The sequence below is a fragment of the Nocardia sp. NPDC059240 genome (genome assembly GCF_042753865.1).
Taxonomy (GTDB): domain Bacteria; phylum Actinomycetota; class Actinomycetes; order Mycobacteriales; family Mycobacteriaceae; genus Nocardia.
This window is the reverse complement of sequence record NZ_JBHZAC010000021.1, coordinates 83,905-97,787: the sequence shown is the minus strand read 5'-3', so window position 1 is coordinate 97,787 and position 13,883 is coordinate 83,905. Positions and strand designations below refer to the sequence as shown.

Genomic DNA, 13,883 nt, shown 5'->3' with positions numbered 1-13,883 from the left:
ATATCTGCGTTTGTGTTTTTTTTTTTTTTATCCCGGGCCCCGGGTCCCCCCCCGGGGGGGGGGGGGGGGGGTTGGGGGGGGGGGGGGGGGGGGCCGGGGGGGCACCCCCCCCCCCCACGACGGGCTACCTTGCGGCACGCAGCGCCGAACATCTCGGCGACAGCCGATGTGGTCCGCGTTCGTGCCGTCCCCTCGCGGACACCCGGTGTCGCCGTGCAGGGCTTCCTGCCACTGTTCGTGCTCCGGCACGGCGAGGAAAGCATCCCGATCGGGTGGGCCTACGGTCAAGGCGGAGCCCTGTCCCAATTTGTCCCAGTGCCGTTGCGGTAGATTAGCCAGCTGAACTATCGCTCGTTGTGGGTTTCTGGAGGTACTGGTGACGACCGCTCGCTCTGAGATTGCGGTGTATTTGCGTGAGCGCCGTGAGTCGGCCGGGCTGACCCGGGCCGAGCTGTCGCGCAAGGCGGGTATCTCCGATGCGCTGATCCAGAAGATCGAGCAGGGCACCCGGCAGCCGACCGCGGTCGCTCTCGGCGCGCTGTTCCAGGCGCTGGACGTGCCGACCGTGTTCCGTGAGCACGCCGCCACCCTGCTGCAACCCGAGCTGGCGAGCTTCGGCGGCGAGATCACGCCTCCGCAACCGTATGAGCTCGAGTTCCTGCGCGACCTGCCGCACCCGGCGTGCTACCAGACCCTGCCCGCGGTCGACCTGGTCGCCGCCAATGACGCGTACCTGCGCGCGTTTCCCGGGCTGGAGGTCGGCGACGTCATCATCGAATGGATGCTGCTGGACCCGCGCGCCCGCGAGGTGATGGCCGACTGGGAACGCGACGCCCACTTCATGGTCTACGGATTCTGGTACATGGCCCCGGCCATCCATTCCCCCGAACGCATCGCGGCCATCATCGAGCGTTGCAGTGCCGCACCGGAATGGGAGCGGTTCTGGTCCGCCGAGGTCCCGCCGATCGCGACCGATCTCGAGCGCCGGCCCACGCGGGTGCGCTCGCCCGAAACCGGTGAGCTGATCAATTACCACATCCAGGTCTTCAAATTCGAAATGCCGCAACGACCTTGGTGGATCTACTCCCTGGTCCCCGTCAATTGAACTGTGCTGGTGGAGAAGTGCTGGCGGTAGCGTTCGGGGGTGGTGGCCATGCGGCGGGTGAAGACGCGGTGCAGGGTTTCGGCGTGGCGGTAGCCGATCTGGCGGGCGATCGCGCCGATGGTGAGGTCGGTGGATTCCAGCAGGCGGCGGGCGGCCTCGACGCGTAGGTCTTCGATGAAAGAGGCCGGGGTGCTGCCGGTTTCGAGCCGGAAGGCGCGGGCGAAGTGGCGTTCGCTCATGCCGGCGCGGTCGGCCAGGGTTGCCACCGCGAGATCGTCGTCGAGGTGCTCGGGCAGCCACTGCTGTACGGCGCGGATGGCGGGGGTGCGGGCAGGCTGGGTGCGCAACTGGGCACTGAATTGGGCCTGCCCGCCGGGTCGCCGCGCGAACACCACCAGCAGCCGGGCGACCAGTGCGGCGATTTCACGACCGTGATCGTCCTCCACCATTGCCAGCGCCAGATCCACGCCCGCGGACATGCCCGCTGAGGTCCAGCGATTGCGATCGCGCACGTAGATGCGGTCGGGTTCGACGCTCACCCGTGGAAAGTGTTGAGCCATCAGGTCGGTGGATCCCCAATGGGTGGTGGCCCGATATCCGTCGAGCAGTCCGGCGGCCGCCAGCAGCAGCGCACCCGCGCACACCGAGGAGATCCGGCGGGCCTTGCGGGCCAGGGCCGGGAGCTCCGGCACCACGGCGGCGGCCCCGGGGCCGTCGACCATGCCGCCGACGACGATCAAGGTGTCGATATCGTCGCCCGCGGCGATATCGGCCAGTGAATGCTCGACCGAGATGGTGAGGCCGCCGTCGGCGGTGATCGGCTGACCGCCCGGAGCGGCCACCACCAATCGATAGGGCGGGGGGTCGGTGACGGTGTTCCACAGCGCCAGGCTGTCCGGCCCGGCGGCAGGGCCGCCACGCGGCACCACCGGCGGCAGCAGCTCCGGTGGTGTCACGGCGACACCGTTGAGGACGGCGAACACATCCAGCGGCCCGGCCAGCTCGGACATCTGCATGCCTTGGAAGACAACGAAAACGATGGTGCGAGGTGCCGGCACCTCGCCATCATCGCAGTCGTCGCTGATGTCCGCCACGGTCAGTGGCCGACCGATCCGGTCGTGCGGCGGGCGGCATGCTGGTCCAGGAAGGGGATCAGCAGCGCGGCCACCCGGTCGGGGAACTGTGCGTGTGGGTAGTGGCCGCCCCGCTCGACCACCACGACCTTGCCCAGGCCCGGCGACATCGCCTCGACCACCGCGCGGCCCGCCTGCTCGGGGTGGGCATAGTCGGGATCTTCCGCGCCCATGACTATCATTGCGGGACAACGGACTTCGGCGACCCGGGCGTGCGCGTCGGCCGGGGTGGTCTTGCCGGTCTTCATGAACTCGGCCCAGCGTTCGGGCTGCCCCAGCAACTCGCGCAATCCGGCGAGGTAGGCGTCCTGATCGGCGGGCACGGTCGGGTAGGCCACGCCTTCCAGATACCGGAACCACAATCGCGGCGAGCTCAGCACCTGCGCGCCGATCAACTGCAGCATGCCGCGGCGGTAGCGGCCGATCGAGAACATCGCACCGAAATCGAGGTCGTACTTCAGCGTGAACGGGTTGATCTCGACGATCGCCGACACCAGATCCGGGGCCTCGGCCGCCGCGATGGTGGCCGAACCACCCGACAGCGAATGCCCGACGATCACGGCCGGACCTCCGAAATGCCGGATCACACCCAGCAGATCGAGGGCGACGTCGGTGCGGCTGATGGCGGCCTTCCCCGTCACCGACGGCCAATCCGGGCTGGATTCACCGTGCCCGCGCATGTCGGCGTTGACGACCCGATACCCGGCCGCGACCAGCGGCCCGACCAGGTGCCGGAAGTCCGCTCGCCAGGTCCCCATCCCGTGCGAGAGCACCACCAGCGGGCCGTCCCCGGCCACATCGCACGCGATCCGCCCGTGCTCCAGCGTCACGAATTCGGTCATTTGTCTTTCCTTCCAAGCGATTTCACTCCGGCCGCCGTTGCGGCATGCCGAAATTGAACGCCGGAATCCGGCCCGAGCCGAGAGCTCGGGCCGGACCGATCAGTGGTGTGGCCGATCGGGTCAGTGGCTGACTGTGTCGCCGGGTGGGATCACAGGCTCCCGTCGAGCGTGATCATCGTCGCGTTCGGTCGGTATTCGATGACTGCGGCTTCTTCGGTAAAGTACCGGGACCAGGCTGTTTCCGGCCTTGACGGGGAGTCGTCGGTCGAATGCTCGGCCAGAAATTACGAGGGGGATGCGATGCCGATCGCTGCTGCCGGACTGATCACGCTGGTGCTGTGGGTGTACTGCCTCATCGACATCATCACCTGCCCCGAGACCGGTGTCCGTCACCTGCCGAAGGGCCTCTGGCTGCTGATCGTCATCTTCATTCCGACCATCGGCGCACTGCTGTGGCTGCTGCTGGGCCGCCCGCTCAACGAGTCGCGCGGGCCGCGCTCGAATACCGGTTACGCCGAATACGATCGACCCGGCCGCTATGTCGCCCAGGATCCGGCGGCCGATGAAGCCTTCCTGCGCGGTCTGCGCGAGCGCGCCGAACAGCAACGCGCCGAAGCCCGCAGGCAGGAACAGGCCCGCCAGAGCGAGGTGGATCGCCGCCGCGAACAAGGCGAGCAGCTGTGACGGCGATCCGCTAGGCCCGTTCCTCAGATCCTCGACAGGCTGGATTCCGGCTCCCGCAGAGGTGCGCCGAACCAGGTGGTCAGGGCGTCCCGCAGGGCCGGTGCCGCGGTGTCGGGTGCTTCGCCGACCGTTGCGGCCCAGGCGATATGGGCGTCCGGGCGAATCAGCAAGGCGTCGGCGGGGCGATCGGCGGTGGTGGCGGTGCACAGGTCGACGCGGCCGGACCACTCCTCGGCGATCTCGCGCAACTCCGGGCGATCCGACAGGACGAGCAGGACCGGGCGAGCCGAGCACACGAGGTCGGCGACGCCCACCCTTCCTTGCTCGGTGGTCAGCGGCAGATCGGGGACGAGGGTTCCGGTCAGCGGGTGCCCGTTGCGGTTCGCGAGCGGATACCGCAGTTCGGTGGCCGCGATGAGCGAGGCCAGGCGGCGCAGTGCGGATTCGTCGGTGAGCAGTTCCTGGAACAACTCGCGCAAGGCGAGCGCCGCCGGATCATCACCCCGGCGCAGCGCCACCTGCGCCTGGGTCTGCATCATGATGCGGGTGCCCGCGAAGTGACGTTCGTCGTGATAGCTGTCCAGCAGTCCTTGCGGTGCCCCGCCCTTCAGGTCGGCGGCGAGTTTCCAGGCCAGGTTCACCGCATCCGACATGCCCGCGTTCAGGCCGACTCCCGTCATCGGGAACCCGTGCGCGGCATCACCGGCCACGAAAACCCTTCCGGCGCGGTAGCGTTCGGCCTGGCGGGCCTGGAACTGGTAGCGCGACAGGCGAATCGGATCGATCATGGGCAGCTCGACGCCCACGATGCGACGGATACTGTCCTGCAACTCGGTCAGCGTCAGCGGTTCGTTGTCGTCGGTTTCGGCGATGGTGTCCTCGGTGGTCTGGATCATCACCGTGCGGGTGGGGGAGACCCCGCCCATCGCGAAGACACCGTGCTCGGTGCGGGTGAAGCCCGGGTGCAGGACGCCCTGCCCGGCGACCTCGAGATCACCGTTGTCCAGCACGAGCACGGAATCGGGCAGGTGGATCTGGCCCAGCCGGTTGACCTCCGGATAGGTGAGGCCCGGGAACTCGATGCCGGCCAGTGTTCGGATGCGGCTGCGCGCACCGTCACAGGCCACCACATAGCTTGCGGTGAGCCGGTATTCGCCGTCCGGCCCGCAAACCTCCACGGTCACCGCGGCATCGGATTGCTCGAACCCGCTCACCTCGTGCCCGCGCCGCACCTCCGCGCCCAGCTCGCGTGCCCAATCATCCAGCAACTGTTCGAGTTTCGGCTGCGGGATGTGCATGGCCTCCAGCGGCGAATCCGCCAGCGGCGTGAAGTCCACCTGCATGCCGCCGAACGGAATCGCCACCATTGCGCCCGCGACCTGGCCGATCGCCTCGAGCCGCTCGGTGAGACCCCGATAACGCAGCATCTGGACGATCTGCCCACTGAGGCCGTTGGCCTTCGGCACGGTCCGCATCTGCGGCGACCGTTCCAGGACCAGCGGCCGCACCCCGGCCAGCCCCAGTTCGGCGGCCAGCATCAGGCCCGTCGGGCCCGCACCCACGATGATCACGTCGACATCGAATTCAAGCACTCGCACTTACCCCATTCGTGAATCTCGGCTCAGGTCAGCAATAGTGCGGGATGACGGGGGTCTTGCCGCAAGCCCCGGGGTGCGATATATGTTGAAGAGGGAAAGGATTCGAGATTCTTTCCCTCTTCTATGACTACCGGCCGAGATGCTGGCGCAGGAACCATGCGCCATAACCGGGCTGTGAACTGGCCATCTGATTGTGCCGACCCGGCCGCGCCAGCAGAATCTTGTCCTCCGACGCAAAAGCGTCGAAGAGCGCGAAGCTGGGTTGCCGGTCGATTTCCTCGTCGTGCCAGGCGACATCGAGGGTGAGCGGAATGCTGATCTGTTTCGCGATATCGAATAGTGCGTCGAAGACGAAGACGCTGCCGAAGTTCGCCGCCTTGATCCGCGGTTCGACCGCCACCAGGTGCATCCCGATCACGGTGCCCAGGGTGATGCCGCCGAACCCGACCGGTGCGTCCGGACCGATTTCGGGCAGCGCCTGCAGGGCGTCGAGGGTCGCCCGCCATTCCGGCACGGCCCGCTCGGCCAGCGACAGATTGAACTCGGCGATGATGGTGTCCATCGGCTGACCGGCGGCGCGCGCAGCGTGAAGCTGCTCGACCCACCGCTCGTCCTCGGCATTGCGGGGCCGATCCCCGTGCCCGGGAGCATCGATGGCGGCGACGAAATAGCCGGACTCGGTTGCCAGATGCCGGGCATTGGTCACCAGATTCGGTGCGCGCTTGTGCACGCCGCCGCTGTGGCCCACCAGAATCAGTGGTGCGCCCGGCTCGGGAGCTTCGGGCGACCACAGCACGCCGGTGATCTCACCGATCGTGAAATCGCGCTCTACGACGCCGTTTTCGGGCTTCTCGGAAATGAATTGCATGATGGTGCCTCTCGGAAAGTCTTGCTACCGAGGCGCTCCCAGCGACACGTCTTTACGTACGCCCAACCGCGACCACGATGGGGAGCACCCATACAGATCGATCGTTCATCGGGGCTCACCTCCTTCGCGGTGTCGTCACGGCCGGTGGAACCCTAGCATCCACCGGTCGTGACGTGTCAAGAGTTGTTTCAGGAGGCGGCCTGGTCACCGAGCTTGTGGCGCAGCACTTTTCCGCTCGGATTGCGGGGGAGTTCGCTCAGGCGGACGAACTGTTTGGGCACCTTGTAGCGCTCGAGCCGGGTCCGGATGTGCTGCCCGAACGCTTCGTCGCCCGGATCGGTGCCGGTGGTGACCAGGTAGGCGCGCAGCACCTGACCGTATTCGGGGTCGGGGACGCCGACCACGATGACGTCGGTGACGGCCGGGTGCTCGGCGAGCGCGTTCTCGACCTCGCGGGGATAGATGTTCTCGCCGCCGGAGACGATCATCTCGTCGTCGCGGCCGTCGATGTAGAGGCGGCCGTGGGCATCCAGGTGACCCATATCGCCGACATTGACGTAGCCGTCGCGGGTTTCCTTGGCCGGGGCGGAACCGCCACGGTCGGCGGTGTAGCCCTGGAAGCCCAGGCCGCCGCGCACGAAAATGGTGCCGGTCTCGCCGATGGCGGCGGGGGTGCGGTCCGCGCGCAGAATGCGTACGGAGATACCGAGAATGGGCCGTCCGACGGTCTTGGGGGAGTACTCCAGATCGGCGGGGGTGGCGATCGAGATGACGCCGGCCTCGGTGGAGCCGTAGCCGTTGACTAGGCGAGGGCCGAAGTCGCGCAAGAACTTTGCGATGGTGTTCGGGGAAATCGGGGCCGCACCGGTCAGCGCGAGCCGCAGTGATGTGAGGTCGTAGCGGCCGAGCACCTCCGGGGTGAGGGCGGTGAGGCGCTGGATCATGATGGGGACGCCGATGAATACCGTCGCGCGGTGGCGTTCGATATCGGCCAGTGCCAGTTCGGGATCGAAGCGGCGGCGGGTTATCGCGGTCGCGCCGAGAGCCAATTGACCGGCGAGCGCGCCCAGCCCGAAGCCGTGGAAGAACGGGGGCGCGACGATCGCGATATCGCGGTGGCCCAGGCGGGCGGCAGCCGCCAGCGAGGCGGCGGCCTCGAGCGCGGGGCGCAGCCCGATGTGCCGGGCCACACCCTTGGCCATGCCGGAGGTTCCGGAGGTCAGCAGAGTGATCCGGGCAGCTTGCCTTGCCGGAGGCGGAGATGGATGCCGTTGCCGCGCAAGCTCGTCCAGGGTGGGGAGGCCGGATTCGGTTTCGGGGTCACACCAGGCGCGCACCTGGATGCCGGGGTAGCCCGCTTCGGCGACGGCGGCGAGGTACTCGTCGTCGTGCACGAGTACGTCGGGTGCGTGGCGTTCCAGAATGCGCGCCAATTGCGCGGCCGGTAGCTCGGTATTGAGGAAGACCAGCTCGCAACCCAGCCGGCTGCCCGCGATCACCGCCTCGACGAAACCACGATGATTGCGGCACAGTACGGCGAGGGTGCGCAGCTGCGGCATGCGCGAATGCAGGCTCGCGGCAATGGATTCCGATCGGTGCATGAGTTCCCGATAGGTGACCGCGCCGGACTCGTCGATCAGGGCGATCCGGTCCGGGTAGCGCGCGGCGGAGATCGCGATGATCAGGCCCAGCGAGGGACCGTAGGCGCGATAGCCGTGTGCGATCGACACGGCGGTAGCAGGGCCCACCGGGCGCAGCGCGCCGGAGGCCACGACGGCGGAAAGGGCACTGCCCCAGTCGAGGACGGTTCTACTCCGCATCGTCAGACCCCGTGCCCGTGTTCCCCTGGACCGCGCGCAATGCCGCGTCGGTGTCGCCGAGGCGGCGGTAGACGGCGGTGAACGCGATCTCCAGCGGGACTCGCAGCACCGGCGTGAGCACCGAGGTCAGGTAGCCGTAGGCGGGAATCATGATGCGCGGCTTGGTGATCAGCGCCCGTGCCACGCCGGTGGCGGCCTCGGCCGGGGATTGCCCGGGCAGTGCCGACATCCAGCGGCTGGGTGCGCTCATGCGGGTGTGCATCAGGCCCGCGTAGATGGTGGTGAGGGTGACCCCGTCGGGTCGCGCTTCCATGCCTACTGCCCGCATCCACACGTCGAACGCGGCCTTGGATGACAGGTAGAAACCCCATTTCGGGGTTGCCGGAAACAGCACGCCGACCGTCGAGATGTTCACGATGTGGCCGCTGCGGCGTGCTCGCATGCTCGGCAGCAGGGCCAGGGTGAGTCGCATCGGGCCGAGATAGTTGGCGGTCGAGGTGGCGGTCAGATCCTTGGGGCGGTCGTAGGACAGGTGGATCGAACGCCGTAATGACTTGCCCGCGTTGTGAATCAGATAGTCGACGTGGTCGAAGCGCGCCAGGATCTCCTCGGCGAACGACGAAATCGATTCCGGCTCGGCCAGATCCAGGCGGATCGCGACCGCCTTGCCGCCGGCCGCGGTGATCTCGGCGGCCACCTTCTCCAGCTCGTCGATCGAGCGCGCACCCAGCACGACGGTCGCGCCCGCGGCGGCCAGCATGCGCGCCGTCTCCGCGCCCAGCCCGTGCGAAGCGCCGGTCACCACCGCGATCTTGCCCTCGACCGCACGGCGCAGCCGCACCGGATCGGAGATACCGCGCGGCCCGATCAGCCATGCCGCGGCGCGCCCGACGGGTCCCGCCGCCAGGGCGTTGTTGGGTCGGTGCAGGGTGCTCACTGGCTCGTCTCTTCTCGTGCGATGCGCGGTTCTCGTTCGGTGTGCTGTCCGCCGTGCAGATCCAGCAGTGCGGCGAGGGTGCGCGAGGTGAGGGTGATGGACGGATCGAGCGCCAACGTCGTTTGCACCGTGGCGAATCCGGCCGCGAGGATCAGGCTCTGCAGCGTGTTGCGATCCGGATCGGGTTCGCTGAGCCAGCGCGTGGTCGCACCCTCCACGAAGGCCAGCCAGCCGTCCATGGCGATGCGGATGGTGGAACCCTCACCGGCGGAGACGATTTCGGTCAGCAGGGCCGCGGCCAGCCGATCCCGATGCCGCTCGTGCTGGGCGAGCAGTCGTTCATCCGCGCCCGCTCGTGGCGTCATGATCAGCGCGGTCCCGTGCTGCTGCACGAAGTCCAGATAGATCCCGAATCCGTGCGAGAGCCGCTCCATCGCAGGCCCGCGCAGTTGCTGCAGCCGATCCCAGAAGTCGTCGAAGACCGCTTCGTGCACGGCCAGGTACAGCTCGTACTTGCCCCCGAAGTGGTAGCCGATGGATCCGGCCGCCGCTCCCGCCGCGGTGGCGATCTCCGCGATCGACACCTCCTCGTACCGCTTGGTGGAGAAGGCGGTACGCGCGGCGGCGAGCAGGGTCGCGCGGGACTGCTGCCCGCGCCGATTCACCTGGACATCACGCGAGCCACTTTTTGAATCGCGTTCAACTTTGGCCACGACGGCAGCATAGCCAACTTCTTGAATCAGATTCAAGAAGTGATTTTCCGGGCGCTGAACGGCCCGGACGTCGGGTTCGTCAGGCGATGCGGGTCAGTACGGCGATCGGGAAACGTCGCGGACTCAGCGCCCGGTAGGTATCGAAATGCGCGTACGCGGCGGTCAGCGTGCGCCAGTGGGCGTCGTACTCGGTGTCGTCGGTGACGATGCGAATCGCGACGGGGAAGGTGTCGCGGCCGACGCGGACCGTGGCGGTGTCGACGGCCGCGAGGTTCTTCCACCAGTTCGGGGTGCCGGGATTGCCGCCGTTGGAACCGCAGACCAGAATGTCGTCGCCGGACCAGATCTGCATCAGCATGACCGGGCGGGGCTCGCCGGATTTGCGGCCGGGCACGGTCAATTCGAGCACCGGGTCGCCGAAGAGCGTGGTGAAGCGGGTGCCGCCGAAGCGTTCGTAGAGGCGGCGGTGCAGGCGACCGTAGAAGCGGGTGACCGGTGCCAGGTAGGTGCTGGAGTAGTGGTTGAAGCGGCCCGCGAGGGTGAGCCGGGTGGAATCGGTGGCGGGCATGGGAATTCCCCTCGGGTGGGTGACCGTAACGGAGGTCACTGTACATGGTGTCCAGTGAGTGAACGGGAGGGCTTGTCGTCGTCGGCGACTGCCGCGACCGGTTCGTGGTTAGGCTTCGAAGATGACCGTAGGTGCTGAGACCGGTCCGATGGACGATGCGGACGCTTTCGACGAGCTGCGGCCGCTGCTGTTCACCATCGCCTACGAGCTGCTCGGCAGCGCCGCCGACGCCGAGGATGTGTTGCAGGACAGCTATCTTCGCTGGCAGGGCGTCGATCGAACGCAGGTGGAGCACCCTCGCGCCTACCTCACCCAGATCGTCACCCGGCAGGCGCTCAATCATCTGCGCACCGTGCGGCGTCGTCGCGAGGAGTACGTGGGCAGCTGGCTGCCCGAGCCCATCCGCACCGAATCCGATGCCAGTCACGATGTGCTGCTGGCGGAATCGGTGTCCATGGCCATGCTGCTGGTGCTGGAAACCCTCGGCCCGACCGAGCGCGCGGTGTTCGTGCTCTCGGAGGTATTCGGGCACAGCATGGTCGAGATCGCCGCGATGGTAGGCAAATCCGATGCGACGGTTCGACAGATCGCGCATCGTGCCCGCGCGCACGTGCGTGAGCGCCGCAAGCGTTTCGAACCCGACTCCGAGACCAGCCGCGCGGTGATCGGAACCTTCCTGCAGGCCGCGCAGACCGGCGATGTGCAGGCCCTGATGGATGTGCTCGCACCGGATGTCGTGCAGATCTCCGACGGCGGCGGCAAGGTCACCGCGGCCCGCCGCCCGATAATCGGCGCGCGGCAGGTCGCCGTGTTCCTGCTCGGCCTGGTCCGAAAGGGTGTGGCGGACATGAACATCGAGTTCGGCACGTACAACGCACTGCCCGCCCTGCTGCTGTCCGCCCCGGATGGGCAGCTCGATTCCGTGTTGATGATCGAGGTGAGCGGGGATCGCATCGCCGCCCTGTACGCGGTCCGCAATCCGGACAAGCTGCGCTCGGTCGAGCGGACGCGCGTACTGGTCCGCTGACTACGCTTCCAGCAGCCGTTGAATCGTTGCGTAACTGGGGATCTCGCCCACCAGTCGATGTCCGTGGGTGACGGATTCGGCGGTGCGCACTGCGGCCGCCAGCGCCGCGCGATACAGCAATGACCCGGTGCTGACCCGCCGCACCCCGAGCTCCGCCAGCTCGGCGACGGTCGGCCCGGTGGGGGAGAACAGCACGTTCAACGGCGCGGTCAAGGCACTCGTCAGGGCGCGAATTCCGGCGGGATCGGTGACGCCGGGCACGAAAATGCCGTCCGCACCGCACTTCTCGTAGTGCAGCACGCGCTCGAGGGTGGAATCCGGGTCGATGCCCAGCCAGTGGGTGTCGGTGCGCGCGTTGACGAAAAGCTCCGGCACCCGCGCCTTCACGGCCGCGATCAGCGCGCCGTGCGAGTCCGGATCGTCGAGCGCCGTGTTGGATCGGCTGTCCTCCAGGTTGATTCCCGCGATTCCGGCCTCGACCAGTTCGGCGCAGAACTCCGCGACCTCATTCGGATCGTCGCTGAACCCGCCCTCCACGTCCACGGTCACCGGGACCGCCAGTCGGCCGAGTCGCCGTGCCAGAGAAAGGGTTTCGTCGCGCGTGGCGGCCGCCCCGTCGGGCAGCCCCGCCGCGGCGGCCACCCCGAGGCTGGTCGTCCCGAGCGCCGGGAATCCCGCCTCGGCCAGCATGGCCGCCGACCCGAAATCCCAGGCGTTGGGCAGGACCAGCGGCTTGTCACCGTGGTGGAGACTGCGGAAGAGCTCGGTCTTCGTCATCTCGCCATTCTGCTACCGGGCCCGGAAGATCAGTTCACGCAGGGGATCTTCGAGCCGATGGTGGTGGTGACGGGCTTGCCGGAATCGGGTGCGTCCGAGGCGGCCGCGTCCGAGGTCGCCGCGCTCGTCGACGACCCGCCCGGGGTCGTGGTCGGGGTGGTGGTGGCCGTGGTCGGATCGAGGCTGGTGATGTCGAGTTCGCTGCCCACGACCAGCTTCACGTGCCCGGCGGACAGCTGCGTCGACGGGCTGACCGGAATGCCGCCGAACATCTCCGAGAGCTGCTTGGCGTCGGTGTCCGCGCCGGTGCCGTAGTAGATGGTCGAGGTGGTGCCGTCCGCGTAGGTGGCATTGCTGACGTCACCGGCCGGGAATCCCTTGGCGGTCAGCAACTTCGACACCTTGGCGGCCTGACCCGGGGTGCCGCTGGCGTTGGCCACGTCCAGCGTCGAGGTCGGCGTGGTGGCCGGGGCGGCGGGCGCGGCCGGGGTCGAGACCCCGAACGCGTCGCGGACCGTCTTCTTGATGGCCACCGGGTCGATGACGTTCACGTCCTGGCCGTCGACCGTGTCGTAGCGCAGTACCGGCAGCGTCCGGAACTCCACCGACGGCGACTCGGCGCGGCCCAGCGTGGTGGCGAAATCGGTGAGGTTCCAGCCGTCGGAGAGCACCACGTCCTTGTGCGCCGCGTCCATCAGCGCCTTGAGTCGGCCCGGATTGGCCAGCGTGCCGGAGCTCTTCATGGAATTGGCGACCGAGGTGAGGAACGCCTGCTGCCGGTGGGTGCGGTCGAGGTCGCCGTTCTCGAGCCCGTGCCGCTGCCGCACGAAGGCCAGCGCGTCGGAGCCGTCCAGATGCTGCGGCCCGGCGGGGAACTGTGCGCCGGAGTAGTAGCTGTCGTCCACGGCGTGATTGAGGCAGACATCGACGCCGCCGAGCGCGGTCGCCAGGTCGTAGAAGCCCGCCAGAGAGATCTCCGCAAATCGGTTGATCGGCACGCCTGTGAGGGCTTTCACAGTCTGAACGATGCTGGCGCGGCCCGCTTCCCGGCCCTGGCGCTCCAGTTCCGGTCCGTCGGCCATGCCCTTCGCCTTGAGCTTTTCCTCGACGTAGTACTTCTTGAGGCCGTAGGACTCCTTGATCTTGGCGTGGTCGTAACCGGGGATGCCCTGCACCGGCACGTAGTCGTCACGCGGGATCGAGAAGGCGATGATGTGTTTCAGATCCTTCGGAATGTGCACCAGGATCAGCGAATTGGCGTTGTAGCCGCCCTCGGTGCCGTCACCGGCGTGCAGCTGGTCGAGGATTTCCTTGGGTAGGTCGTTGCCGTTCAGGTCTTTTCGGGTGTCCAGACCGATCAGCAGCATATTGATGTCGCCGTCGAGGTTGACGTCCTCGGGCGCGATCGCGCCGGAGCGGACGAAGCCCGCGTCGAAATCCATGCGGCCGTACCAGACCAGGCCGGTGATGCCCATCACGGCGGTGGCCACGAGCGCGGTGATGCCGCGCCCGGCCAGGCGTAGCCGCTTGTCGCGCTCATGCTGGGCGGGGGTGCGCTCGGGCCGGCCCGCGTCGCGCTCGGGCTTGCCACCGGCGCGGCGTGTGCCCGCGCGCCGACGATTCGCGGTCGGCTCGGCAGCCCGCCGGGAACGGCGCGGAGTCGGGGTGGGCGTCTCCGGTGCCCGGCGTGCGCGGCCCGCTTCGGGGCCGACGACCGGCAGCGGTTGGGTGGCGTCGTCGTACATGGCGCTGTCGAGTGTGCCGTAAGCGGCGCTCGCTGTCAGATTTCCGCCCGGTTGTGAATGAGCTTG

13 protein-coding genes are annotated in these 13,883 nt (G+C 67.9%); 3 read left to right on the top strand and 10 right to left on the bottom strand.

From position 1 onward, the window contains the following. Positions 1-376: 376 nt before the first annotated feature. Positions 377-1,105 carry a helix-turn-helix domain-containing protein gene (locus tag ACFXHA_RS44170; protein ID WP_379367218.1) on the top strand — a complete coding sequence of 243 codons (729 nt, stop codon included), beginning with the start codon at positions 377-379 and terminating at the stop codon, positions 1,103-1,105. Here ACFXHA_RS44170 and ACFXHA_RS44165 read toward each other — a convergent pair. Beyond that, positions 1,081-2,163 carry a GlxA family transcriptional regulator gene (locus tag ACFXHA_RS44165; RefSeq protein ID WP_379367216.1) on the bottom strand — a complete coding sequence of 361 codons (1,083 nt, stop codon included), beginning with the start codon at positions 2,161-2,163 and terminating at the stop codon, positions 1,081-1,083. The genes ACFXHA_RS44170 and ACFXHA_RS44165 overlap by 25 nt on opposite strands. Positions 2,164-2,201: 38 nt before the next feature. Continuing rightward, on the bottom strand, positions 2,202-3,080 hold the full coding sequence (locus tag ACFXHA_RS44160; RefSeq protein WP_379367214.1) for an alpha/beta fold hydrolase: 879 nt from the start codon (positions 3,078-3,080) through the stop codon (positions 2,202-2,204). Between the two features lie 300 nt (positions 3,081-3,380). Here ACFXHA_RS44160 and ACFXHA_RS44155 point away from each other — a divergent pair, with 300 nt between their 5' ends. Beyond that, the gene (locus ACFXHA_RS44155) at positions 3,381-3,764 is read left to right on the top strand and encodes a PLDc N-terminal domain-containing protein (RefSeq protein WP_379367212.1); all 384 of its coding nucleotides are present in this window, start codon (positions 3,381-3,383) and stop codon (positions 3,762-3,764) included. A gap of 23 nt (positions 3,765-3,787) precedes the next feature. Here ACFXHA_RS44155 and ACFXHA_RS44150 read toward each other — a convergent pair whose 3' ends face one another. From ACFXHA_RS44150 to ACFXHA_RS44125, 6 genes are all read right to left on the bottom strand, one after another. Further along, positions 3,788-5,362 carry an FAD-dependent monooxygenase gene (locus ACFXHA_RS44150; protein ID WP_379367210.1) on the bottom strand — a complete coding sequence of 525 codons (1,575 nt, stop codon included), beginning with the start codon at positions 5,360-5,362 and terminating at the stop codon, positions 3,788-3,790. 127 nt (positions 5,363-5,489) lie between these two features. Then, on the bottom strand, positions 5,490-6,230 hold the full coding sequence (locus ACFXHA_RS44145) for a dienelactone hydrolase family protein (RefSeq protein WP_379367208.1): 741 nt from the start codon (positions 6,228-6,230) through the stop codon (positions 5,490-5,492). A 188-nt stretch (positions 6,231-6,418) separates the two neighbouring features. Beyond that, on the bottom strand, positions 6,419-8,050 hold the full coding sequence (locus ACFXHA_RS44140) for an AMP-binding protein (RefSeq protein ID WP_379367207.1): 1,632 nt from the start codon (positions 8,048-8,050) through the stop codon (positions 6,419-6,421). Next, a complete protein-coding gene (locus ACFXHA_RS44135) occupies positions 8,040-8,987 on the bottom strand; it encodes an SDR family NAD(P)-dependent oxidoreductase (RefSeq protein ID WP_379367205.1) in 948 nt (315 codons plus the stop codon). The genes ACFXHA_RS44140 and ACFXHA_RS44135 overlap by 11 nt, the downstream gene beginning before the upstream one ends. Beyond that, positions 8,984-9,700 (bottom strand): TetR/AcrR family transcriptional regulator, encoded by a 717-nt coding sequence (locus ACFXHA_RS44130; RefSeq protein WP_379367203.1) that lies wholly within the window; start codon positions 9,698-9,700, stop codon positions 8,984-8,986. The genes ACFXHA_RS44135 and ACFXHA_RS44130 overlap by 4 nt, the downstream gene beginning before the upstream one ends. Before the next feature lie 79 nt (positions 9,701-9,779). Next, positions 9,780-10,268 carry a nitroreductase/quinone reductase family protein gene (locus ACFXHA_RS44125; RefSeq protein WP_379367201.1) on the bottom strand — a complete coding sequence of 163 codons (489 nt, stop codon included), beginning with the start codon at positions 10,266-10,268 and terminating at the stop codon, positions 9,780-9,782. Positions 10,269-10,389: 121 nt separating this feature from the next. Between ACFXHA_RS44125 and ACFXHA_RS44120 the strand changes: the two genes are divergently transcribed. After that, entirely contained in the window at positions 10,390-11,295 is a 906-nt protein-coding gene (locus ACFXHA_RS44120; protein WP_379367199.1) for an RNA polymerase sigma-70 factor, read from the top strand. Here the strand turns inward: ACFXHA_RS44120 and ACFXHA_RS44115 are convergent, their stop codons facing one another. Both ACFXHA_RS44115 and ACFXHA_RS44110 read right to left on the bottom strand, forming a co-directional pair. Then, positions 11,296-12,072 (bottom strand): isocitrate lyase/phosphoenolpyruvate mutase family protein, encoded by a 777-nt coding sequence (locus ACFXHA_RS44115; protein WP_379367197.1) that lies wholly within the window; start codon positions 12,070-12,072, stop codon positions 11,296-11,298. Between the two features lie 29 nt (positions 12,073-12,101). Further along, positions 12,102-13,817 (bottom strand): LCP family protein, encoded by a 1,716-nt coding sequence (locus tag ACFXHA_RS44110; RefSeq protein ID WP_379367257.1) that lies wholly within the window; start codon positions 13,815-13,817, stop codon positions 12,102-12,104. Positions 13,818-13,883: the final 66 nt, after the last annotated feature.